Source organism: Aliivibrio sp. SR45-2, from assembly GCF_963890165.1.
Classification (GTDB): domain Bacteria; phylum Pseudomonadota; class Gammaproteobacteria; order Enterobacterales; family Vibrionaceae; genus Aliivibrio; species Aliivibrio salmonicida.
The window spans coordinates 1-24,442 of sequence record NZ_CAWPRC010000168.1; the positions used below are offsets into that span (position 1 = coordinate 1).

The 24,442-nt window shown below is 41.3% G+C and carries 25 protein-coding genes; 1 reads left to right on the plus strand and 24 read right to left on the minus strand.

What is annotated here, in order from left to right:
• Positions 1-149 precede the first annotated feature (149 nt).
• From AACV33_RS14510 to flhA, 9 genes are read right to left on the minus strand one after another with little or no spacing between them, the layout of a single operon-like run.
• On the minus strand, positions 150-917 hold the full coding sequence (locus tag AACV33_RS14510) for a ParA family protein (protein ID WP_182700358.1): 768 nt from the start codon (positions 915-917) through the stop codon (positions 150-152).
• A gap of 9 nt (positions 918-926) precedes the next feature.
• The gene (locus tag AACV33_RS14515; protein ID WP_017023445.1) at positions 927-2,069 is read right to left on the minus strand and encodes a protein-glutamate methylesterase/protein-glutamine glutaminase; all 1,143 of its coding nucleotides are present in this window, start codon (positions 2,067-2,069) and stop codon (positions 927-929) included.
• A gap of 15 nt (positions 2,070-2,084) precedes the next feature.
• Positions 2,085-4,250 carry a chemotaxis protein CheA gene (locus AACV33_RS14520; protein WP_182700359.1) on the minus strand — a complete coding sequence of 722 codons (2,166 nt, stop codon included), beginning with the start codon at positions 4,248-4,250 and terminating at the stop codon, positions 2,085-2,087.
• Between the two features lie 9 nt (positions 4,251-4,259).
• Entirely contained in the window at positions 4,260-4,979 is a 720-nt protein-coding gene (locus AACV33_RS14525; RefSeq protein WP_017023447.1) for a protein phosphatase CheZ, read from the minus strand.
• Between the two features lie 32 nt (positions 4,980-5,011).
• A complete protein-coding gene (gene cheY / locus AACV33_RS14530; protein WP_012550792.1) occupies positions 5,012-5,380 on the minus strand; it encodes a chemotaxis response regulator CheY in 369 nt (122 codons plus the stop codon).
• A 50-nt stretch (positions 5,381-5,430) separates the two neighbouring features.
• Positions 5,431-6,162, minus strand: a complete 732-nt coding sequence (locus AACV33_RS14535; RefSeq protein WP_012550793.1) for an RNA polymerase sigma factor FliA — start codon at positions 6,160-6,162, stop codon at positions 5,431-5,433.
• On the minus strand, positions 6,155-7,045 hold the full coding sequence (locus AACV33_RS14540) for a MinD/ParA family protein (RefSeq protein ID WP_012550794.1): 891 nt from the start codon (positions 7,043-7,045) through the stop codon (positions 6,155-6,157). The genes AACV33_RS14535 and AACV33_RS14540 overlap by 8 nt, the downstream gene beginning before the upstream one ends.
• Complete coding sequence (gene flhF, locus AACV33_RS14545; protein WP_017023448.1) at positions 7,042-8,526, minus strand: flagellar biosynthesis protein FlhF; 1,485 nt, start codon at positions 8,524-8,526, stop codon at positions 7,042-7,044. Before flhF ends, AACV33_RS14540 begins: the two co-directional genes overlap by 4 nt.
• A gap of 33 nt (positions 8,527-8,559) precedes the next feature.
• Positions 8,560-10,653, minus strand: a complete 2,094-nt coding sequence (gene flhA, locus AACV33_RS14550; protein ID WP_182700364.1) for a flagellar biosynthesis protein FlhA — start codon at positions 10,651-10,653, stop codon at positions 8,560-8,562.
• Positions 10,654-10,933: 280 nt separating this feature from the next.
• Here flhA and AACV33_RS14555 point away from each other — a divergent pair, with 280 nt between their 5' ends.
• The gene (locus AACV33_RS14555; protein ID WP_017023450.1) at positions 10,934-11,599 is read left to right on the plus strand and encodes a flagellar brake protein; all 666 of its coding nucleotides are present in this window, start codon (positions 10,934-10,936) and stop codon (positions 11,597-11,599) included.
• Position 11,600: 1 nt separating this feature from the next.
• Here the strand turns inward: AACV33_RS14555 and flhB are convergent, their stop codons facing one another.
• The 15 genes from flhB to fliE form a co-directional block, all read right to left on the minus strand.
• Positions 11,601-12,731 carry a flagellar biosynthesis protein FlhB gene (gene flhB, locus AACV33_RS14560; protein WP_017023451.1) on the minus strand — a complete coding sequence of 377 codons (1,131 nt, stop codon included), beginning with the start codon at positions 12,729-12,731 and terminating at the stop codon, positions 11,601-11,603.
• 30 nt (positions 12,732-12,761) lie between these two features.
• Positions 12,762-13,544, minus strand: a complete 783-nt coding sequence (gene fliR / locus AACV33_RS14565) for a flagellar biosynthetic protein FliR (RefSeq protein ID WP_012550799.1) — start codon at positions 13,542-13,544, stop codon at positions 12,762-12,764.
• Between the two features lie 62 nt (positions 13,545-13,606).
• Positions 13,607-13,876 carry a flagellar biosynthesis protein FliQ gene (gene fliQ / locus AACV33_RS14570; RefSeq protein WP_012550800.1) on the minus strand — a complete coding sequence of 90 codons (270 nt, stop codon included), beginning with the start codon at positions 13,874-13,876 and terminating at the stop codon, positions 13,607-13,609.
• A gap of 9 nt (positions 13,877-13,885) precedes the next feature.
• The gene (gene fliP / locus AACV33_RS14575) at positions 13,886-14,701 is read right to left on the minus strand and encodes a flagellar type III secretion system pore protein FliP (RefSeq protein ID WP_370527174.1); all 816 of its coding nucleotides are present in this window, start codon (positions 14,699-14,701) and stop codon (positions 13,886-13,888) included.
• 40 nt (positions 14,702-14,741) lie between these two features.
• On the minus strand, positions 14,742-15,131 hold the full coding sequence (gene fliO, locus AACV33_RS14580; RefSeq protein WP_012550802.1) for a flagellar biosynthetic protein FliO: 390 nt from the start codon (positions 15,129-15,131) through the stop codon (positions 14,742-14,744).
• 31 nt (positions 15,132-15,162) lie between these two features.
• Positions 15,163-15,546, minus strand: a complete 384-nt coding sequence (gene fliN / locus AACV33_RS14585) for a flagellar motor switch protein FliN (RefSeq protein ID WP_017023452.1) — start codon at positions 15,544-15,546, stop codon at positions 15,163-15,165.
• 22 nt (positions 15,547-15,568) lie between these two features.
• Positions 15,569-16,600, minus strand: coding sequence for a flagellar motor switch protein FliM (fliM, locus tag AACV33_RS14590; protein WP_017023453.1), 1,032 nt, complete (start codon positions 16,598-16,600; stop codon positions 15,569-15,571).
• A gap of 7 nt (positions 16,601-16,607) precedes the next feature.
• Positions 16,608-17,093, minus strand: a complete 486-nt coding sequence (gene fliL / locus AACV33_RS14595) for a flagellar basal body-associated protein FliL (protein WP_017023454.1) — start codon at positions 17,091-17,093, stop codon at positions 16,608-16,610.
• A gap of 57 nt (positions 17,094-17,150) precedes the next feature.
• A complete protein-coding gene (locus AACV33_RS14600) occupies positions 17,151-18,374 on the minus strand; it encodes a flagellar hook-length control protein FliK (RefSeq protein WP_182700360.1) in 1,224 nt (407 codons plus the stop codon).
• Between the two features lie 192 nt (positions 18,375-18,566).
• A complete protein-coding gene (gene fliJ / locus AACV33_RS14605) occupies positions 18,567-19,004 on the minus strand; it encodes a flagellar export protein FliJ (protein WP_017023456.1) in 438 nt (145 codons plus the stop codon).
• Between the two features lie 56 nt (positions 19,005-19,060).
• A complete protein-coding gene (gene fliI / locus AACV33_RS14610) occupies positions 19,061-20,380 on the minus strand; it encodes a flagellar protein export ATPase FliI (RefSeq protein ID WP_012550808.1) in 1,320 nt (439 codons plus the stop codon).
• Entirely contained in the window at positions 20,381-21,178 is a 798-nt protein-coding gene (gene fliH / locus AACV33_RS14615) for a flagellar assembly protein FliH (RefSeq protein WP_182700361.1), read from the minus strand.
• A gap of 133 nt (positions 21,179-21,311) precedes the next feature.
• Positions 21,312-22,364, minus strand: a complete 1,053-nt coding sequence (fliG, locus tag AACV33_RS14620) for a flagellar motor switch protein FliG (protein WP_017023458.1) — start codon at positions 22,362-22,364, stop codon at positions 21,312-21,314.
• Positions 22,357-24,093, minus strand: coding sequence for a flagellar basal-body MS-ring/collar protein FliF (gene fliF / locus AACV33_RS14625; protein WP_017023459.1), 1,737 nt, complete (start codon positions 24,091-24,093; stop codon positions 22,357-22,359). The genes fliG and fliF overlap by 8 nt, the downstream gene beginning before the upstream one ends.
• A 17-nt stretch (positions 24,094-24,110) precedes the next feature.
• On the minus strand, positions 24,111-24,422 hold the full coding sequence (fliE, locus tag AACV33_RS14630; protein WP_012550811.1) for a flagellar hook-basal body complex protein FliE: 312 nt from the start codon (positions 24,420-24,422) through the stop codon (positions 24,111-24,113).
• Positions 24,423-24,442: the final 20 nt, after the last annotated feature.

The window sequence follows — 24,442 nt, forward strand, 5'->3', positions numbered from 1 at the left end:
CTCTGGCTCTGGCTCTGGCTCTGGCTCTGGCTCTGGCAAAATGATCTCAATATCTTGATCATCTTCAAGCTCAATTATCTCTTCATTTAATAATGCTGAAAAGTAATCTTCGAGTGCTTCTTCACTGGTCAATGGTTTGAAACTCGCCATTAAACTAATCGCTCCAAGTAGTTCAACAACGTTTTATAGGCAAAAACACCACGGCTGTTTGGAGAAACAAAAGACGGTGGCATTCTTTTTAGACTTGCATCTCTAAATTTTGTATCAATAGGAACGGCTGAAGCCCACACTTGATCAGTATACATATGCTTCAGTTCCATTAATGTTTGTAACGACGCATTCGTTCGTTTGTCATACATTGTTGGAATGATCGTAACATCAAATAAAGACGGTTTATTTCTTTGCATGATGGCTAATGTTTTCATCATACGTTCTAAGCCTTTCATTGCTAAGAACTCAGTTTGAACTGGAATTAAAACACGGTTACTGGCCGCTAAGGCATTAATCATCATCACACCTAAGATCGGTGGGCAATCAATAAGTACATAATCGTATTCATCTTCAAGCGCTTTTAATACACGCTTAAGGACCAATCCCATGCCGGTTCGATTCCCCATCACACGATCAAGTGTCGCTAATGACATATGTGCAGGAATAATGTCTAAGCCCGGTACCTTGCTGTGTAAAACAAACGGTTTCACGGTTGTTTTATTTATCGTTGGAAGTTGAAACAATCCAAATAAGCTAGAAGGTAAATTGTCTGAATCATAGCCTAAGTACGTAGTTAACGAACCGTGTGGATCGGTATCCACTATAAGTACTCGTTTACCACGTTCATTTAATAAACCAGCCAGTGTAATTGTTGTGGTTGTTTTACCCACACCACCTTTCTGGTTTGCTATGCTCCAGACAATCATTCGGTTTTCCTACTTTAATCCAACTTCAACAAGCATTCGTTCAGCGACACGTTCTATCGGCAAACTTTCTGAAGACAAACCGGCTTTATCGACGGCTTGTGGCATGCCATAGACAACACAACTTTGCTCATCTTGAGACCAAATGGTTGCGCCAGCAGCTTTAAGCATACGACAGCCCTCACGGCCATCCGCTCCCATACCCGTTAAGATCATAGACAATACTTTATCGCCATACACTTTCGCGGCAGAGCCAAAAGTCACATCAACACATGGTTTGTAATTCATGCGTTCACCACCATCAAGGATCTTCAAACGAGAAGAACCAGGACGACCATCAACCATCATTTGTAAGCCACCGGGAGCCAAATACGCACAACCCGGCTTTAAAATATCGCCATCTTGCGCTTCTTTCACTTGGATCTTACATAAGTTATTTAATCGAGCGGCAAACGCAGCAGTAAACGTTGCTGGCATATGCTGAACTAAAATAATCGGATGTGGGTAATTAGCAGGAAGTGCCGTTAATATCTTTTGTAATGCCACAGGGCCTCCGGTTGAAGTCCCTATTGCGGTTAGCTGATATTTTTTACCCGTCGCTTTAAAACGTTGACCAATAGGTGCACTTGGCACTGCTTTTACTGGTTCAGCGCTCATTGGCGATGTAATTCGTGACGCAGTTACTCTTGTTGTTGCCGCGGCTCTAGGCTCAGTTTTAGTCACTTGAGTAGCTAAAGCAGGTCGACGCATAAACAATTTCTTACGTGAAATCTCAACAATGCGCTGTTGAAGCAATGAAACCGCCTCATCACGATTACGGGCGATATCTTCAAATTTCTTTGGTAAGAAATCCAATGCACCCGCATCTAACGCATCTAATGTCGCTTTTGCACCATCATGAGTTAACGAAGAAAACATCAAAGTTGGTGTTGGGCACACTTTCATGATTTCTCGAACTGCTGAGATACCGTCCATGACAGGCATCTCTATATCCATGGTGATAACATCTGGCTTTAAAGATTGTGCTTTTTCAACGGCTTCTTTGCCATTTGTTGCTACATCGATGACTTCAAGGCGTGGATCTGAGTTGATAATTTCACTCACTCGACGTCGAAAAAAGCTTGAATCATCAACAACTAATACTTTTATTGCCATGTCAATCCTTGTGCATTAATGCATACGTACTGCATAACGCTTAAGCAAGTTTGGAACATCAAGAATAAGTGCGATGTGACCATCTGAAGTGATGGTTGCACCTGCCATTCCTGGAGTGCCTTGCAGTAACTCATCAAGAGGTTTAATGACCACCTCTTCTTGCCCAATCAGTGTATCAACCACGAAACCGACGCGTTGAGCACCTAATTGAATAATTACTACATGACCTAATCCCGTGCGCTCTGTTTTACGAGCACCAGAAACAAGCCAATCTTGTAAATAAAATAATGGTATCGATTTTTCACGAACGATGGTCGTTAGCTGCCCATCAACAATATTTGTTTTAGAAAGATCAAGATGGAAAATCTCATTCACACTTGCTAGTGGCAATGCAAACGGCTGGTTTGCAACCCCTACCATTAATGTAGGAAGAATAGCGAGTGTTAATGGTACTTTGATTACAATCTTAGTCCCTTCGCCCATGCTTGAATCAATATCGATAGACCCATTTAATTGGTTGATGGCTGTCTTCACAACATCCATACCTACACCACGGCCTGAAATGTCTGAGATTTCAGTTTTCGTTGAGAAACCAGGTGCAAAAATAAGGTTATAACATTCTTTGTTCGTAAGACGAGAGGCTGCATCAATATCCATCAAACCACGATTAACCGCGATTCCACGAAGCTTATCAGCATCCATACCACCACCATCATCAATGATGCTTAGTAAGATATGATCGCCTTCTTGTGAAGCAGACAGAATCACTTTACCGGTACGATCTTTGCCCGTTTTTTCACGAACATCTGGCATTTCAATACCATGATCGACAGAGTTACGAACCAAGTGAATCAGTGGATCAGCAAGTGCTTCCACTAAGTTTTTATCTAGATCCGTTTCTTCACCGCGCATTTCAAGCACAATGTCTTTTTTCAGAGTACGAGCTAAATCACGAACAACACGTGGGAAGCGACCAAATACTTTTTTGATTGGCTGCATACGTGTTTTCATTACTGCGCCTTGGATATCAGCAGTAACGACATCAAGGTTTGAAACTGCTTTAGACATTTCTTCGTCATTGCTGTTCAAACCAAGACTCACTAAGCGGTTACGAACCAATACTAATTCACCCACCATGTTCATGATGTTGTCTAACGTTGATGTATCAACACGTACCGTGCTTTCTGCTTGTGATTTCTGTTGTTTCGTTGGCGCTTTTTGAACTGGCTTAGGTGCTTCAACTGGTTTTGGAGCTTGTGTTCTTGTTGGCGCAAGCGGAGCTTCAACTACCGGTGCTTTTTCTACCACTGGCGTTTCTGCCATTGAAGAAGCAGGCTTAACCGCTTGTTCTAACTCTTCATCTGTTGGGCCTTTACCGGAACCGTGCAGTTGATCTAATAACTTTTCAAACTCATCATCAGACATTACATCCGAATCACCAGACATCGCAATATCGGCTGCTTTTGTGTCAACAACTGGTGCAGACACGGCCGCTACCGATGAATTTGTCGGGCTATTACCTGAACCATGTAGCTCATCAAGTAAACGCTCAAATTCATCATCAGTAATATCGCCTTCAGACATAGAGCTCACTGTATTTGAAGAAACAGGAGTTGACGCAACTGGCGCAGAAGTCACCGCTGAAGGTGCCGTTCCTTTACCGTGCAATTCATCTAACAGTTTCTCAAATTCATCTTCTGTAATGTCATCCACAGAATCATGGATAGCTGAAGTCGCGGTGATCACAGGAGCGACAACGACTGGTGCAACTACGGCAACTTCATCTTCGCTTGTCGGCTTACTTAGACGATGTAACTCATCTAAAACCTGTTGCGATGCTGGCGCTAAAGGCTCACCATTTTGCACTGAACCAAACATAACGTTCACGGTATCTAGCGTTTCTAGAATCGTATCCATCAGCTCAGAGGTAACTTTACGTTTACCAGTACGAAGGATATCAAACACATTCTCCGCACCATGACATGCATCAACCAATTCAGTTAACGAAAGGAAGCCTGCGCCCCCTTTTACTGTATGGAAACCACGGAAAATTGCATTTAATAAATCAGAATCATCAGGGCGTTGCTCTAATTCAACTAATTGTTCAGAAAGTAGCTCAAGAATTTCTCCTGCTTCAATTAAGAAATCTTGCAGAATGTCTTCATCCATTTCAAAGCTCATAATATTCCTCTAAAATCCAAGACTGGCTAATAAATCATCGACATCATCTTGCGATGCCACAGCGTCTTCACGTTCATGCGGGTTCAAAATAGGACCCTCAGCTTTAGACGGCTTTTTAGATTCGTCTTCTGCAGCACCTAGGCGTTCTTCAACTTTAAACAACGTCAATATATCAACCAGTCGGTCTTCGACTTCCTGAACTAATGTTATTACACGTTTAATTATCTGACCGGTAAGGTCTTGAAAGTCTTGCGCCATTAAGATGTTGGTTAACTCGTTACGAAGTTCCGAGCTATTACCTTCAACTTGAGTAAGAAGTCCATCAATGTTGTGACATAAAGATTTAAATTGAGCTAACTCAATTCGACCTTTCATTAGACTATTCCATTGAGGACGAACCTGAAGAAGTCCTTCATGCAACTCGTCAGCAATAGGTAATGAACGATCAACAGCATCCATGGTTTTATTGGCGGCTATTTCCGTTTTATCAATCACATATTGCAAACGATCACGTGCATCAGGGATCTCATCATTAGCAATAGCAACAACGCGGTGATCAAGTTTAAAGTTCTTTAATGATTCGTGAAGATCACGAGTTAAAGATCCTATTTCTTGAAGCATTGGCTGCTCTTGAGGAACGGCGAGTGCGGCAACCAATTGATTGGCTTCTTCTTGCTTGCCGTCTTCTAATAAAGCGACAAGTTCCTTGGCATCTGTTAATGAAATCATTGTTAGGTGGTCCTTACTTACGCAACACTTTCTTATAAACGTTCAAAAATCTTGTCTAATTTTTCTTTCAATGTTGCAGCAGTAAATGGCTTAACAATATAACCATTAACACCCGCTTGAGCGGCTTCAATGATCTGCTCGCGTTTTGCTTCAGCGGTGATCATTAATACAGGTAAGTGTTTTAATTCGCCATCGGCACGAATTGTTTTTAGCAAGTCGATCCCTTGCATGCCTGGCATGTTCCAATCTGTTACTACAAAATCGAAACCGCCCTTTTTAAGCAATGGTAATGCTGTTAAACCATCATCCGCTTCTTGGGTGTTATTAAAACCTAAGTCACGTAATAAGTTTTTTACAATACGGCGCATTGTTGAGAAGTCATCAACAATAAGGATCTTCATGTTTTTATTCAAAATCGCCTCCAGTGAGGGCACAAAGTAACGGGATTTAATTATTCTACTGTCCAAGTTGATAACTTGGCCCGTAGTCGTTGCATTGATTGACTGTGTATTTGGCTGACACGAGACTCGCTGACACCAATAACTGCACCAATTTCTTTCAAATTTAACTCTTCATCGTAATAAAGAGATAAAACTAAAGCTTCTCTTTCTGGAAGGGTTTTAATCGCCTCCACAAGAGCAACTCGAAAATGTTCATCTACAACACCTTGAAATGGAATATTATCATCAGCGTGTTCTTCCGTTGTTATGACATCTTCGGAAACGCCTAAATCTTCCATACCTACAAGTTTACCGCAATTTACATCATTAAGTATCTGATAATACTGATCTAACGGTAATTCTAAATGTTCTGCTATCTCTTTATCGGTCGGTTCGCGAGAAAGTTTAGCTTCAAGTGCTTTAATTGCTGCATTAACCATTCGACTGTTCTTATGAACAGAGCGAGGAACCCAGTCCCCGCGTCGAATTTCATCCAGCATCGAACCTCTGATTCTTATTCCAGCGTATGTTTCAAAACTTGCGCCTTTACTGCCGTCATAATTTTGTTGTGCTTCTAACAGGCCGATCATTCCAGACTGTATTAAATCATCAACTAATACACTTGCTGGTAATCTTGCCATTAAGTGATGGGCAATGCGTTTTACCAGTTCAGAATAGCGCTCTAAAAATGCTTTCTGACTGTTCACATTGCCTTTATGATCGTAAGTTAAGGTATTAGACATAGTCGTCCTCTACTTCGCTGGTTTTTTCATTTCGTAGCAGTTTCTCTACAAAAAATTCTAAATGTCCACTCGGTGCTTTAGGTACAGGCCATGTCACGATTTTATTAGCTAATGACTTCATCGCTAATGCCGCAGGTGAACGAGGGTAAGCGTCTACAACTACTTTTTGCTTTCTTACCGCTAAACGCACTTTTTCATCTAATGGAATACAAGCCACTAATTCCATGTTTGCAGATAAAAAACGATCCGTTACTAACGTTAGTTTTGCAAATAGCTCGCGGCCTTCACGGTAACTTCTCACCATGTTAGCGACGATTTTAAATCGTTGAACATTATGTTCACGACTCAGTAATTTAATCAGTGCGTATGCATCCGTAATTGACGTTGGTTCATCACATACCACCACTAATACATCTTGTGCAGCACGAGCAAAGCTCGTCACCATGTCAGATATGCCAGCCGCGGTATCGATCAGTAATATGTCAATATCATCTTCTAAGCTACTAAAAGCTCGGATTAACCCTGCATGTTGCACAGGCGAAAGTTCGGCCATCGATTTTGTACCAGACGTCGCGGGAATAATTTTTACTCCGTACGGGCCTTCTACAATGATGTCCGCTAAATCACATTCGCCTTCAAGTACGTGACCTAGGTTTTTATGCGCACGGACACCAAGCATGATATCAATGTTTGCTAAGCCAAGATCGCCATCCAACACCATCACTTTCTTTCCTTGCTGAGCAAGTGATAATGCTAAATTTAATGTTACGTTTGTTTTGCCTACGCCGCCTTTACCACCCGTTACGGCAACCACTTTGGTCAACGTAGGTTTGGTCAGTCGTCGTAATCCACTAGCCTGATCGTATATATTATTATCAATCATAAATTATTTGCCTCTGGCATGTCGCTATTCCAGAAATGAGGGTCCTTTTCCGTCGCTTTTTCTAGTAATTCATTTGCTTTAGCTACTAGGTATTTAGGTTGAGCAAGTACGATATCTTCAGGTACACGCTGACCATTAGCAATATAAGAGATCGGTAACCCATTTTCGATGGTTACACTAATTAACTCACCTAAGCTCAATGACTCATCAATCTTACTTAAAATACACCCAGACAATGGGATACGTTTAAAGTGATCGATCGTCTCTTGTAACACTCGGCGCTGTGCCGTTGCTGGCATAACTAAATAACTGTTTATTTGTGAGCCACTATGCTCCATTAATGTGTCTAATTGCTCTGTTAATCGAACATCACGTTGACCCATACCCGCAGTATCTACCAAAATTAAACGGCGATTGCGTAATTGATATAAGACGGTTGCAAGCTCATCGGCATCTTTTGCAATTCGAACTGGGCAACCCATGATTCGGCCATAAATAGCCAATTGTTCTTGTGCCCCGATACGGAAAGTATCCGTTGTAACTAGGGCTACTTGATCTGGTCCATATTCCATTGCAGCTCTTGCTGCTAATTTTGCGATTGTTGTTGTTTTACCAACCCCAGTAGGACCAAGCAAAGCAACAATACCACCACGAGCCAATGTATCGACTTTAGTGGTTGGAATTTGCTCTGCTAACAATTTTAGTAATGATGCCCATGCGTCTTTAGGTTCGGTATCTTCAGGAATATAACACGCTAATTGATCCGCTAATTCTTCAGATAAACCCATTTTCTCTAGACGTTTAATTAACATTGCACGAAGTGGCTCTCTACGCTCGACTTCTTGCCACATTAATCCTGACACTTGATGTTCTAACAAACGACGAATAGACGACATTTCAGAACGCATGCCTTCTAAATCTTCATTCGATTCTTGATTTGATCGTCTTCCTTTCTCATAACGAGAAGGATCTAATTTAGGCTGCATTCTCTCAGGACGATCATTCATTGGATTATCCGAAATAAGGTGCGCTAAGTTTGGATTACTTTGAATCGCACGAGTCATTTCAGACGTATCTAATTTAGGTCTTGAGTGAGTTGCAGGCTTTGATGATACTGATTGATGTTGAAACTTAGATTGACGCTGAAGCAAAGCCGCTAAACTGTCTTCTTCACGTTGCTCTGTCTTTTCAGGTTCAGCAGGAGCCCCTGAATTTGAACCATATTGCTTTATCATATTAGCAAAGCGACGCGTCATAGAGCCTTTATTGTTATTGCCTACATTCACTCTGTCATCTTCAATTTCACGACGAACAGGCGCAGCAGATGACGTTGAACTACCGTTAGGATCGATTGCCGCTACGATTTCAATACCGCCAGTGACTTTTTTATTTGACATAATGACCGCGTCAACACCCAGTTCTTCTTTTACTTGAACTAGAGCTGAGCGCATATCTTTTGCAAAAAATCGTTTAATTTTCAATTTCGTATTCCTGCGTTAAATAAGTCGACGCGATTAATTACCAACGGCTTGAACTATTCTAATTTGCTTCTCATCTGGAATTTCTTGATAAGAAAGCACTCGTAAATTTGGAATTGTATTCTTAACAAATTTCGCTAATGTTGAACGCAACACGCCCGATGTCAGCAAGACAGCGGCCTCTCCTTTTAACTCTTGCTCTTGAGTCGCAAGCGTTAATGAAGCTTGCAAGCGTTCAGCCAAACCAGGTTCAATGCCCGTTGTTTCACCGCCTGACGCCTGCATAGTTTGATGCAAAATTTGTTCCAGTTCTGGGATTAAGGTAATAACAGGCATTTCAGCCTCTACCCCATTGATTTCCTGAACAATTAATCGTTTTAGCGCAATTCTGACGGCGGCCGTCAAAATGTCGGGTTCTTGACTTTTTGGCGCATATTCAGACAAAGTTTGGACAATGGTTCTAATATCACGAACTGGAATTGCTTCATTCAATAAATTCTGAAGTACTTTTACAACCGCCCCTAACGGTAATTGATCGGGTACTAACCCTTCAACCAATTTAGGTGAGCTTTGTGAAAGCAACTCTAATAAGTTCTGAACTTCTTCATGTCCTAATAACTGCGCCGCATTATTTGTTAGCAATTGACTTAAATGGGTTGCTAATACCGTTGCAGCATCTACAACAGTATAGCCCAAGGCTTGAGCATGCTCTCTTTGCTCTTCGTTTATCCATACGGCTTCAAGACCAAAGGCTGGATCAAGCGTTGGTTCACCTTCAATCGAGCCATACACTTGCCCTGGGTTGATCGCTAATTCTTTATCTGGACGAATTTCAGCTTCGCCACCGGCCACACCCATCAAGGTAATTCTGTATACGTTTGGTGGCAGTTCTAAATTATCTCGAATATGAACCGCAGGTACCAAGAAACCGAAATCTTGAGACAGCTTCTTACGAACCCCTTTAACACGATCAAGAAGCTCACCACCTTGTTCTTTATCTACCATTGGGATCAAACGATAACCAACTTCTAGTCCAATCACATCGACAGGTTGAACATCATCCCATGACAGTTCTTTTGGTTGTGAAGAAGACAACTCCATTGGAGGTGCTGCTTTTTTATCTTCTCCCTCTTCTGCTTTTTTCTTCGTTAGGTAATACGCCCAACCACTCGCCAGAATCGCAAGCAATATAAATGGAAAATGAGGCATTCCAGGAACAATACCCATGATAAACATGATCCCACCCGTTACCATCAATGCTTTTGGGTTATCAACTAATTGAAACACCAATTGCTCGCCCATGTCTTCGTCTGTGTTTTGACGAGTTACCATGATCGCAGCACCAATCGACAATAGTAATGATGGGATTTGAGCAACCAAGCCATCACCAATCGTTAGCAAAGTATAAATTTGAATCGCTTCACTAAAACCTAAATCAAATTGCGCCATACCGATGGCAAAGCCACCAATAATATTAATAAATAGAATTAAGATACCAGCAATGGCATCCCCTTTTACAAATTTTGACGCGCCATCCATTGAACCGTAAAAGTCAGCTTCTTTGGTGACTTCAAAACGACGCGTTCTTGCTTGTTCTTGATCGATTAAGCCGGCATTCAAATCCGCATCAATCGCCATTTGTTTACCAGGTAAGGCATCCAAGGTGAAACGTGCACTTACTTCTGAAATACGGCCCGCACCTTTGGTTACAACCATAAAGTTAATGATCATCAAGATAATAAAAACAATCAAACCAACCGCATAGTTACCGCCGATAACCACATTACCAAACGCCTCGATAACGTTACCTGCCGCTCCCGGCCCTTCATGACCATGCAGCAATACCACACGAGTCGATGCCACGTTCAAAGCAAGGCGAAGTAAGGTCGATACAAGAAGAATGGTTGGGAACGCAGCAAAATCAAGAGGTCTACGAGTGTAGATTGTCACTAACAATACAACCATTGCTAAGGCGATATTGAAGGTAAACATAAGATCGAGTAAAAAAGCCGGGATCGGTAATATCACCATCGCTAGTGCTGATAGCACTAAAATCGGCGCACCTATTGATGGGATTTTCTTGCCTTTTAAGGCAGAGAGTTTATTCGGTAGTGGAATTTGAAATTTCATCACTTAGGCTTCTTACTCATTGTTATTACTAATAAAAATTAATAATCTTAGTCTGATCATTTACGGCTACATCTAACAAAGCAATTTTCGAGCCAGATTAATGTCAGTTTTTTGGCTCTCAAGTCCTCTTTTTCTGACAGGCCTTCTATCTCTTGAACAACATTCACATAAATGCAATTAACCAGTTAATTTTTATAAGAAAATAACAAACAACATTGAAATAAGTAGTGCACTTTGTATAATCCTACTGACACTTTAATTATTATCTTCAGGTGATTCCATGTCCAATGTATCTCTTAGTACAAATCAAAATGAACTAAAAAAAATGGATATCGGTGGGAGGGTAATGATTGAAGTGAACTGTCCCAATGGAAAATCAGCCCAAGTAAGCTCAACCTTAATTGGTTTTAAAAAAGGACAATATATATTTATTGAATATCCTTCAGCAACTTCACTTGAATTTAATAAGATTTATCTTGAAGGAGCAGATGTCACCTTCCGAGCCATAACCAATACGACCTATCGTGATGTCATCGCCTTTAGAACCAAAATTCACTCTGTTATTTATCGTCCGATGGAAATGATTTGTCTGTATGCGCCAAGCAGTATTTCAATGCGACAAATACGCTCACACCAAAGAATCGACGCAAATTTTTCATGCAAAGTAGCCAGCAGTAATAATTCGATATCTGGCACTATGGTGGATTTTTCATCCGGAGGGTGTGCTATTTATTCACCATCAGAAACAGCATCACTTTTAAATCAAAACGTCACTATTAATGTAAATACTGAAAATAATACAAACATAATTCTTCATGGCGTAGTGAAGAGTATAGACACAAAGAATCAATTATCTAAAATTGGGATAATGTTTAATACTGACAACATTGATGATAGTTCATTGCAAACATTACATCATTTAGCGGCTTTTAAAGAGTTAGGGTAAATTATTTCTTTAATTCATCAGGGATGGTCAGTGAATCATCATCTAGCTCAGGTTTCGTTCCACCGCGCTTTTTATACTGCTTCATTTGAAATATATAAGCCAATATCTGCGCCACAGCAGCAAATAAACCATCAGGGATTTGTTGTTCCACTTCTGTTGAATGATATAACGCTCGTGCAAGAGGTGGGGCTGGCAATATATCTATATTATGTTCACGAGCAATTTCTCGAATTTTCATTGCGATATGATCGACCCCTTTTGCCACCACAATCGGTGCAGAGTCTTTAGTTTGATCATAACGTAAAGCAACAGAATAATGCTCAGGGTTGGTGACAATAACATCCGCCGACGGTACATCCGCCATCATTCGACGTTGCGTCATTTCACGTTGCAGCATACGAATACGCCCTTTTACTTCTGGCTTCCCTTCTGTTTCTTTGTATTCATCTTTAATTTCTTGTTTTGTCATTTTCAATTGATTGGCGTGTTGCCAAATTTGAAAGGGAATATCAATCGCGACAACAATCAATAAAGTACAGCTGATCAACAGAATAAAATTCAATAGGATATCTAGAGAATGAAAAATATTCGACGGATACGTATCTAAACTTAATTGAAATAAGTCCGCCTTACTTTTATTGATCAAATAGAAAGCAGTGCCACCAACAAGCGATACTTTTAAGATCGACTTTAAAAGCTCAACCCAACTTTGCATACCAAACATACGTTTAATACCTGACATTGGGTTCATTTTAGAGGGTTTTGGCATTGCGGCTTCGGCAGAAAAGCTGATCCCACCAAGGCCTGCTGCTCCAATTAAAGCCGCCACAAACAACATAAGCAGAATTTTTAAAACAGGGAAAACTAAGGCGACTAACGCCCCGCCGACTATCTCAAGTAATTTATTGGTATCGAAGATTTCTTCTCTAGAAATAGAAAAGAAGCGACTCATGATCGATAACAATGCTTTACCAACCTCATCACCAAACCACATCAACGAAATAGCACCACAGACTAATACTGACACTGACGCCAGTTCTTTTGACCTTGCAACTTGCCCTTTATCTTTGGCCTGTTGCAAGCGTTTGGACGTGGCGTCTTCGGTGCGTTCTTGACCGTCACTATCAGCCATTATGACTCTCCATCGACTTCAGTGTCTTCATCAACAATCCAACCTTATTAGGCTACAGATCTGTGCTTCAGCACGACCCCAATGCAAATCATAATGAGTGAATAACCCAAGAACAATGTAAGACGTCAGCAGTAAACCAACCAGTAATGCAAACGCAAAACCCAATGAGAAAATGTTTAATTGCGGTGCGGCACGAGTCATAACACCAAACGATAAATTCACCGTAAGTAGCGCGATGATCCCAGACAATGACATACTTAAACCGGCTTTCATCATAATACCAAGCCAACCAGCAAGAGATTGAAAATCAACACTGGTTAATTTACCGACTCCGACAGGCAACGTAGTGAAACTCATCACCGCAAAGTTAATCATTTTTAAGTGCCCATCAGTTCCTAAAAAGAACAAGATCGACAAAAACATAAACAATTGCCCAAGCAAAGGGGTATTTTGACCATTAGCCGGGTCAACCATAGAGGCAAAACCTAAGCTCGATTGCATACCCAAGATTTGCCCAAGTAAGACGAATGTTTGAGTAACAAAAACAGTCACCATTCCCATCGCAACACCAATGATGATTTGCTCCGCAGTGGTCATAAAACCTTGAAAAGACAACAATTGGATTTCAGGAGGCATTGCAGGAATCGCTGGCATGACAGCAAACGTAATACTTAATCCCAAATACAGTCGAATTTTAGGTGACACAAATCGAGCCCCAAACACCGACATCACCATTAACATGGAAGAAATTCGAGTGTAGGGCCAAAAATAGGTCGCAATAAAATCTAAAACTATTTGAGTTGGGTATTCCATAACATCAGCTTATGCTTAGTAATTTGTATTTAGTCATCAAGTCGTTGTGCATCAACACTGGATTAATAAAGTATCGTCGGCATTCGAGCGATCAGCTCATAAAAATATTCCATCAACATTCTCGTCATCCAATGTCCGAATAACATTAATGATAATAGCGTCACGATCAAACGAGGTAAGAAACTCAACGTTTGTTCATTGATAGAGGTTGCCGCTTGGAAAACCGCAACCACCAAACCAATTAATAAGCTTGGAATAATAATGGCACACACCATGATAAGCACCATGTACAGTGCGCCGCGGAATAGCTCAATGGCCATTTCAGGGGTCATGTTGGATCCTTAAGTAGTAAAGCTGCCAGCGAGAGTTGAAAGGATTAAATTCCACCCATCGACCAACACAAACAACATAAGTTTAAATGGTAACGACACGATCATTGGCGAAAGCATCATCATACCCATGGCCATCAATACTGATGCCACCACTAAATCGATAATTAAAAACGGCAAGAACAGCATAAAACCCATTTGGAATGCGGTTTTTAGCTCGGAAGTAATGAAGGCTGGAATAACGACCGTAATTGGCACATCTTCTGGGTTTTCAACTTCTACGCCTGACATATTCACAAACGTTTCTAAATCTTTAACACGGGTTTGCGCCAGCATAAATTCTTTCATTGGGATTTGAGCAGCATCAAACGCTTCACGTGCTGTAATTTCTTCACCAATATAAGGCTGAATCGCCGTCTCATTTACCTTGTCAAAAACCGGCGCCATAATGAAGAAAGTTAAAAACATCGCAATACCGATGATCACTTGATTCGAGGGCGTCTGTTGTAGACCCATTGCCTGTCGTAAAATCGACATTACAACAACAATTCGAGTAAATGAGGTCATTAGGATAACCATCGCAGGCAAAAAGCCTAGCATGGTCATTAACCCTAATATTTGGAGATTAACAGAATAGTCTTCGCCACCGCTGGCATTTGTTGTCATGGTAAATGCGGGAATGCCACCACCTGAACTGCTGCCTTTTGCAATGGTTTTTGCAGCCCCTGAATCTTTTTCCATTGCAGTAACGGTCATGCCTTCAGCACTGGCCGCAGTCGCAGGAATAGAGGTTGCTAAGTCATCAACTGCCCATGCAGGCGATGCCATAAAGAATAGGGAAAAAACCGCCAGAGTGACGGCAATTAAATTAGTTTTTAGCATCTTTCTTCATCAGTTGGCTGAGTTGTGTTGAAAATGGCGTTAGTTTTTTTTCGTTCACTTCTAACGGTTTTTCAAGCTTACTTAGCATATTGATATTTTGAGAAGTGATCCCAATTAGGAATTGTTCTTCTCCAACTTGAATAACAGCAACTCGCTCTTTTGTACCAACAGGCAATTGTTTCACAATGTTCATGCCACCGCCTGAACCACCAGTCATACCGGGAACTTTCATTCGTTTTAATAACCATGCAAAGAAAAGAATCAATGCAATAACAAAAATAAGAGAGCCTAACGTTGCCGCTAAGTCGATATTTGGTGCACTCGTTGCTGCGAACAAAGGAAAGGGCAAAAATGCCAATAACCATAGCTGTTTCATATTCCTTTCCTTTTTGTTCAATGTTGTTCGATTAACGCAATTTCTTAATACGTTCAGTTTGGCTGATAACGTCAGTTAAACGAATACCAAACTTGTCATTCACGACAACGACTTCGCCATGAGCGATAAGCGTACCGTTAACCATAACGTCCAGAGATTCACCAGCGATACGATCAAGCTCAACCACTGAACCTTGGTTAAGTTGCAGTAAGTTACGAATACTAATATGTGAGCGCCCTACTTCCATAGAAATAGTCACAGGAATATCTAGAATCGTATCAAGCTTACGGCGTTCATCTTCGTTAAACGCAGGGGCTGTTTCTTCTAAATCTTCCAAAGGTGCACTTACTGCTTCTGCACTTTCACTTAATGCTGCTGCCCATTCGTCAGCCATTTGTTGCTCATTTGAATCCATGATCCACTACCTTCTCTATTTCTTATTCGTCATCTAAATCAAATAAAACGTCTTTACCTAAGAAGGCAAGATCCGTTTTGACCATGTCTGGGCGCTTGATTTTCTCTGTGATCTGTACTGCTAATTTATCACCAGATTTACCTACTTTACCGCGATACGTCGGTAAATCTTCGACAAACACGGTTGCGGCTTCTGGCATTTCAATTGGAATAATATCACCCGCTTGAAGGTCCATTAGATCGCGTAATGAGATTTCGCTTTCTAATAAATTCACTTTCATTTCAACAGGAACGTCCATGATTTCATCACGTAACGCTTTACTCCATCGAACATCGGTGTCCATCTTGTCACTTTGAACACCAGCATCAAGTAGTTCGCGTATCGGTTCAACCATTGAGTATGGGAACACGACATGGAAATCACCACCGCCACCGTCAACTTCAATATGGAATGAGCTTACGACGATAACTTCTGTCGGGCTTACAATGTTTGCCATGGTTGGGTTAACTTCTGAATCTAGGTATTCAAATTCAACCCCCATGACAGGAGACCATGCTTCTTTGTAATCTTCAAAAACAACTTTCAACAATAGCTGAATGATTCGACGCTCAGTCGGTGTAAATTCACGACCTTCGATCTTAGCGTGGAAACGTCCATCACCACCAAAGAAGTTTTCAACTAAAATGAAAACCAAACGCGCTTCCATCGTAACTAATGCCGTGCCTTTCAATGGACGAAAACGCACCATATTCAGACTTGTCGGTACATAAAGTGTATTTTGATACTCACCAAATTTAACCATTGAAACGCCGTTAATCGACACTTCCGCGGTTTTTCTCAGCATATTAAATAAGCTAATACGCATATGACGAGCGAAACGTTCATTGATCAACTCCAGTGTTGGCATTCGACCACGAACGATTCTGTCTTGCGATGAAAAGTCAAAACTCTTCATCGTGCCTGAGCTGTCATCAGCACCGACTACATCATCTTCTACGTCATCTACACCATGAAGTAGAGCATCAATTTCATCTTGGGATAATAGATCTGTCACATTGAACCTATTGCATTACAAAGTCAGTAAATAATACTTTTTCAATTACAGGTTTCGCTGTAATTTTAGTAAAGGCATCTTGAATATCACGCGTTGCCTGTTCACGAAGTTCGATTCGACCACGAGGCTCTCTTAATTGCTCAACCGTTGCCGCAGCAAAAGTCGATAATAACGTACTTTCTACTAATGGCGTGTGCTGTTTTGCTATTGCTTCATTATCACTACCGCGCATCATTACTTGCACTTTTAATTGTACAAGACGATCTCGTTTATCACCTGTCACATTGAAAATAAAAGGCTGTGGCAAGTTTAAATACAATGCTGGCATTTTTGCTTCTAACGCCGCGATATCATGCTCTGTTGGTTCTGGTTTACTCTCTCCAGACATAAAGAACCAAGCGCCAACGCCTCCCACTACTAGCAATAAAACAAGTAGTGCGATGACAAACATCATCTTCTTTTTGCTTTTAGGTGCGTCACCCTGCTCAGCCATTCTCTTTCCTCTTGAATAAACCGTTAATTATTATTTTAAAAATCCGTTGATGCACTATTAAGCGTAAAAGCTAATACCATCTTTAGGTTTCGATACTTGAATATTAATTTCATGCTCTTCTGAAGACTCTTCACTGAAGCCAGAACCTTGACGAGACGATTCCTCTTTCTGATAACCATACTGTGAAGAATCACCTGAACTTTGTTGCTGTACAGACGTATCGGCCAATTGAATCCCTTGTTGAGCAAACATTTCACGTAATCGTGGTAAAGATTGTTCAATCGCCTCTTTTGCCTGTGGATTCGATACCGTAAATTGAACCCCAGCACTGTCTGCACCCATATTTAGGCGAATGTGCATGCGTCCCATTTCTGGTGGATCTAATCGAATATCAACGTACTTTAAATTCTTTGCCATCATCATATTGATGCGTTCTGCCACTTCATCACTGACTTGTTCTTGACGAATATTCAGTGGCATTGCAGCTGGATCGGTTCGCTGACTTGCGGTGACTTGTTGTGTTCCCGTTGTACCAGAAACATTAGACAGTTGTTGTGCAAACGAATCACTGCTTTTAGCGTCGGTTAAACTGATCGCTTCTCCATTGGCAATCTGTGTCATGCCTAATGCAGAAATGTCCATTTTACCTTTTTGCTTTTCAACTAACTTACCGGCTTCCGCCTCTGCTTTACCAATTAACGCCGCTGACGTTAACATTTCTTTGGTCGATTCTTTATTACCAGAAGCATCGCCCTTTTCTTTTGTTCCTTCCGATGACGCTTTGCTAGACTGTCCCCATTGAATTTCTTTTAATGGGTCAGACTTAGAAGTATCACCTTTTACCGATTCTTTTCCTGCCGCAGCGGCTTGGGCTTGAGTAAGCACAACCTCACCGTTTTCAGTCACTACTTTGTCTTCTGAATCAGAGGTTTCTTTATCTGATTTTTCTTTTAATTCTTTCTCTTTAACTAACGTGCCATTGGCTTGATCAAGTCGAGATAATAGCTCTGAGCCTTCTCCAACTTTCTCTTCAACGGTGTCTTCTTTTTTTGCTGCGTTATCATTTTTTTCTTTTTCTATGGCCGCTGCTTTTTCATCGGCGGCTGTTTTTTCTGTTTCCGCTGCTTTTTTGGCGTCTTCTTTGGCCTCTAAACCCATCAACTCTTTCAGCTCTTCAATGAAGCCTTCTGAATCGTTTTTTTCTACGGCAGCCGTTTTAGTATCAGGCTTTACAGGCGCAGTGGTGTTGATACTTTTTAATGATAAGTCATTACTGCTCATAGTATGTTCTCTACATTGAGTGTGGATTTTTTGACGAGTGCCATAGAACACTAATTTTTACTATTTTAAAGCAAGTATTAAGCCACTTTTAATTAGACCTTTCACAACGTCTGTTTAAAAGCGACATAATCACAGGAGAAAAAGAGAATACGACCAAGTGAGAAGTGATAAATAAAAGACGTGTTAACGAAACTATTTTGGCCTACGTGCAAATTGCAACGTCACGTATTCATCCATCATTTTTTGTTCTTGTTTATCCAGCATTTTTTGTTTTTCTGCTTTTTTCTTATCCATCATCCACTCATAAGAGCGACGTTGCTTACGGGTTTCTTGCCAATAGGTTTGACAGTTATCCACTTGAGAAGTGAAATGAGATTCCGCACTCTTTTGTTTTGTTAGGGTTTCATCTAACTGAACAAGAAATTTATTTAGGTGGCTGTATTGGCTTGCAGTTAACCCTTTCTGACCACGTTCTAATAGCTGATTACAGTAATCCAAACGGTATTTTTCAATTTGTTTTACTTGCTCATAAAAATTATCCAATTCAGATTTGGCTTTGTTTAACGCCAGTACCGATTGGTTCTCTCTTTCTTGAGCTTGTTCTAGTAAAAAATCAAAGGCACTGCTCATGCAACTTCCTAGTGGTCATTAAAGGGTTTTACAACGAAAAATAAGTTAAATAACGATTAACCACTTAACAACATTTTAAGCATGTTTTTACACATATCGAAAGGAACCGTTTCTTTCATGCGTTGCTGCAAGTATTCATCTAATCGTGGTTTCAACGTAAAGGCTTGGTCTATCGCCGGATTCGTTCCTGGTTTATACGCACCGATAGAAACCAGATCTTGGTTTTTACGACACGTGGCCAAAACTTGACGCACCGCTTTTGACATCAGCATGTGCTCTTCGTCCGTAATCTGTGGCATAACACGGCTGACAGAACGTTCAACATCAATCGCCGGATAATGTCCTGCATCGGCCATTTCTCGTGATAATACAATGTGACCATCCAAAATAGCTCGGGCAGCATCGGCAATTGGATCTTGCAAATCATCGCCTTCAGTTAACACGGTAAAGAAGGCCGTGATAGAACCTTGATCTTCATTACCGTTACCCGCACGTTCAACCAGTGCAGGTAATTTAGCGAATACCGATGGCGGATAGCCCTTGGTCGCAGGAGGCTCACCAACCGACAAGGCGATTTCACGCTGAGCTTGAGCAAAACGAGTCAGTGAGTCCATTAATAACAACACGTCTAACCCTTGATCTCGAAAGTATTCAGCAATGGTTAAAGCGGTTTGGCACCCTTTTAATCGCATTAATGGTGATGAATCGGCAGGAGCAGCAACAACAACAGAACGTTGGCGGCCTTCTGTACCCAGAATGTCTTCAATGAATTCTTTTACTTCTCGTCCACGTTCACCAATCAGCCCCACAACCACAACTTGAGCCGTGGTACCACGAGTCATCATGCCAAGTGTGACCGATTTACCCACACCTGAACCTGCAAAAAGACCAATACGCTGACCTTTGCCCACCGTCAGTAATCCATTAATGGCTTTTAAGCCAACATCCAATGGCTCTCTGATGGGTTTACGAGAAAGTGGATTGATAGGTGTTGATGTAAAAGAAGCCGTTTGTTCAGTGTAAATATCACCTAACCCATCGATAGGTTTACCAACACCATCAATGACTCGGCCCAATAATTCCATACCAACAGGTATGCCACTGACATCGGCAATTGGCGTGACTTTCGCTCCAGGTAATACCCCAGAGATTTGTTCGTTTGGCATTAAGAATAAATTGTCACCTGAAAACCCAACCACTTCCGCTTCAATTTCACCATTAACGGTTTCAACCATGCATGAGCTGCCAATCGGAGCTCGGCACCCTGTCGCTTCAAGGGTTAGTCCAACAACACGAACTAACTTGCCAGAGGCAATCGCACGGGTTGTCAGTCCTGATGTTTTGTATTGAGAAAGACGTTCAGATAACGGCAGCATTTACTGATTTCCTTGATGACGATTCACACCACAAAACTTAGTTAATACGGTTTTAATTCTCTCTTCCAGCAAGTAATTCACTTTAGAGTCAAATGCTTGAATATTAATATCGCCTAAATTCATGGATGGCTCGATAGATAAGGTCCATTGCTTTTGAGCTAACGCTTCTTCGCCATACGCCTCAACCACTCGCTGGTGATCTTCAGGATTTAACGATATTTTAATTTCTCGCTCCGTCACGGGAAGAGTCTCTACCGCTTCACGTACCGTGTCTAAAATAATTTGAGGATTGGTTTTTACTTCAACATGAGTCACTTCTTTAGTTAACGCCAATACCATGTCGATAAGTTGTTTTTCTACTTGAGAATCAAGTAAGGCAAGCGGTTCAGAAAATTTATCCGCCATTTCAATCAATTGTTGAATACACGCTTGGATCTCAGCTTGTCCCGCTGCGATACCTTCATCATAACCCACTTGATAGCCCTCAGGCTTACCTGTTTCAAAACCTTCTGCTTGGCCTTTTTCTAGCCCTTCTTTGTAGCCAAATTCTTGACCTTCCAATTTCCCTTCATTATAAGCGCCTTGCTTGATCTGCTCGATGATTTCATCTGTCAGTACAAACTCTTCAGCCACTTCTTCTTTCGGTAATGACGGCGTCCAGCTTGGGTCATAGTTTAATGCAGTTTCACGAGCAGGGTTTGCAGGATCAGAGTAATCAGGAGATTGCCAAATATTTGTTTTTTGCAGTTCACTCTCATCGGTAATACGAATAAAACCACGTTTTTTGCTGAGACTCATGATGATAACCTGTAGGGATATAAGAAGATTAAATTAGAATTCAGATACTTATTTTGAATATCAAAAAGTATAACGGCCATTCCATAATCTAATGAAATAGCCGTTTAATTATAGCTTAGAAGACGACATCGTATTACACGAATTCATCAGCACCACCGGTTAACATAAGGTCACCGGAGTCCGCCATTCTTCTCGCCACAGCCAAGATCTCTTTCTGTGCAGCTTCAACATCAGCAACACGTACCGGTCCCATGGCTTCAAGATCATCACGCATAAGTTCTGCCGCACGTTTCGACATACACTTAAACATTTTCTCTTTAAGCCCGTCATCTGCACCTTTAAGCGCTTTTTGTAGCACTTCTTGTGGTACATCACGCAGCAACATTTGAATACCCGTATCTTGAACATCTATCAGGTTTTCAAACACAAACATTAGATCTTGAATTTGCGTTGCTGTTTCTTCATCTTGATCACGGATTTGATCCATCAACATACCTTCAATACTGTTATCTAGGTAGTTCATGATTTCTGCCGCCGCTTTCAGGCCGCCAATTTTGGCTGCTTGAGCACCAGATTGACCCGCGAATTGTTTCTCCATGATTTCGTTCAATTCAGCCAGTGCTGATGGTTGAACTTCTTCAAGGTGTGCAATACGCATCATTAAGTCAAGACGAACACGTTCAGGGAACTGGGATAAAATCTCAGCAGACTGATCAGGGTCTAAATAAGACAGTACTATCGTTTGGATCTGTGGATGCTCATTCATAATGATACTAGCCACTTGACGAGGATCCATCCATTTCAATGAATCCAACCCTTTAGACCCGCTGCCCAATAAAATTTGGTCAACAAGGTTGTTGGCTTTGTCTTCACCAAGTGCAGCAACTAATGCATTACGCATAAAGTCTTCGCTGCCCATGCCAATCGTTGTGTACTTCTGAATATCTTCTAAGAAAGCACGGTGAATCGCGGACACTTTAGTCTGATTTAAATCAGACACTGTTGCCATTGCTGCACCGACTTTCTGAACCTGTTTTGGTTCTAAATGACGAATGATACTTGCGGCGTCATCTTCACTTAAACTAAGTAATAGAATCGCTGCGCGCTCTGAGCCCGATAATGAAGAAAGATCAAACTCTGTCGCGTCTTCCTCTTTCTTGTCTGCTTCAATAATGTCATTAGCCATTTTCAGATACCCAATTTTTAACTACTTGCGCTGCTAATTCTGGTTCATTTGCAACAAGTGCACGAACCGCTTTCAATAAATCTTCATCTTTATGCAGATTTGGTAAATCAATGCCTGAACCAAATTCAAATCCATCGCCATCCAAATCACTGCCAATCAGTCCCATGTCGCCATCAGCGCCAGTGTTACCATTCGCAAGGGCATCTTCTTCTGCTTGATTAGGGAACAGAAGTTTATTCATCGCAGGACGTACAAGAATAAGAAGCACAGCAATAATAACTAATGCACCAGCAAGCCATTTAACCCACTCGTTAAAGTTAGGATTTTCCCAAATAGGCACATCAATTGAAATTGGTTGCTCTTCAATCGCAAACTTCACACTGATAACATTCAGTAAGTCACCACGATCTTCGTTAAGACCCACACTGCCAATTATAATTTGACGAATTTTATCAATTTGTTCAGTCGGTACTGGTGTATACGTGACTTCACCCGTATCAGGATTGACGGTTCTAAGTTCTTTGACTGCAACAGAAACCGTTTGACGAGACAATGTCCCCGTTTGCTTTCGCTCATGGCTGATCGTCGTATCCAATTCAAAATTTCGAGTCGCTTCTTTATGAACCGCGCCCTTACCAAGCACTGAACCGTCTTTTAGCTCAGAAATGTCTTGCGGAATAGCAGAATCAACAGGCGGTTGATTGCTCAATGCCCCAGGGATACCCGCAATGACATTGCCATTGTTGTAATCTTCTAATGTGTATTCACTTCGTGTTGATGGTGTTTGCGGATCGAACTGTTTACGCGTTTGTTCAATCGCGCTGAAATCCATGGATACATCAACTTGTGCGGTATAGTTACCTAAACCGAGAATAGGAATAAGAATCGCATCAATTTTATCGCGTAAAGATTGCTCTTGTTTACGCTCTAACTCTTGTTCTTTACGATGCGCTGTCGCCATCGGATCTTGCGAACCAGAACTCAATAAACGACCGTGTTGATCCGTCACCGTGACACGCGTTGGTTTCATGCCAGGAACGGCACTTGATACCATATCAACAATCGAATCGACTTCTTCTTGTTTTAAATTTGCGCCCATACGCATCGTCAAGAATACCGTTGCAGAAGCTTCTTGATTATGACGTACAAACACACTTTGTTTTGGCATTGCAAGTAGCACTTGAGCTTTACGAATTGGACGCATTTGCTCAAATGTACTGGCTAATTGACGTTCACGGCTTAATTTTAGACGTTCTAGCTCTAAACGCTGTGAAACACCAAAGCCCATGTCTTGTAATAATATCTCGTCCCCTTCTCCGTTAACGCTGCCATTTAAGCCAGCACGTGAAAGGTTAAGTTTCATTTGACTGAATTCTGAAGCAGGAACTAAAATCGTATTCCCATCCAGTTTGTATTCTGCTTTTTGAGCATCAAGATGGTCGAGAACTTGAATAAGTTCGTCTGTTTCATAGACACCCAATGGGCGCATTTCAGGTTCTTGAACCCAAAAAAACAGCATAACGATCAACGCAACACAGATAGAAACAGACAGAACTAAGATAACTTGACGTAATAAATCAAGGTTACCTAATGCTGAATCCAACTTTGATGAACTTTGCTCATCAACGTCTGGGTTCTGTACATCAACAGAGCTATCAAGTGCCATTGCACCGCCTATTGACATATCATCAGATACTGACAAATCTGTATTTTTCTTATCTTCCGACACGGCTTACTTCCTAGATATTATACAGGCATGTTCATTAGTGTTTTATAAGCGTCTACTAGCTTATTTCGTACTTGAATGGTTGCATCAAAAGCAACACTTGATTTATTTCTTGCGATCATAACGTCAGATAATGAAACCCCTTCATCACCTCGGTCAAAACGCACAGCCAAATCACTTGACGCTTGTTGTAGACCATTTACGTTATTTACTGCTTTTGCAAACATAGCACTGAAGTCCGCACCGACTTCTTTACCTGTTGCTGGACGCGTCGTATTTGTCGCGTCTAGCATCATTGCTTGCATTTCGTCCTGTATACCACCGATTTTCATTTATCTTTCTCCGACCCAGT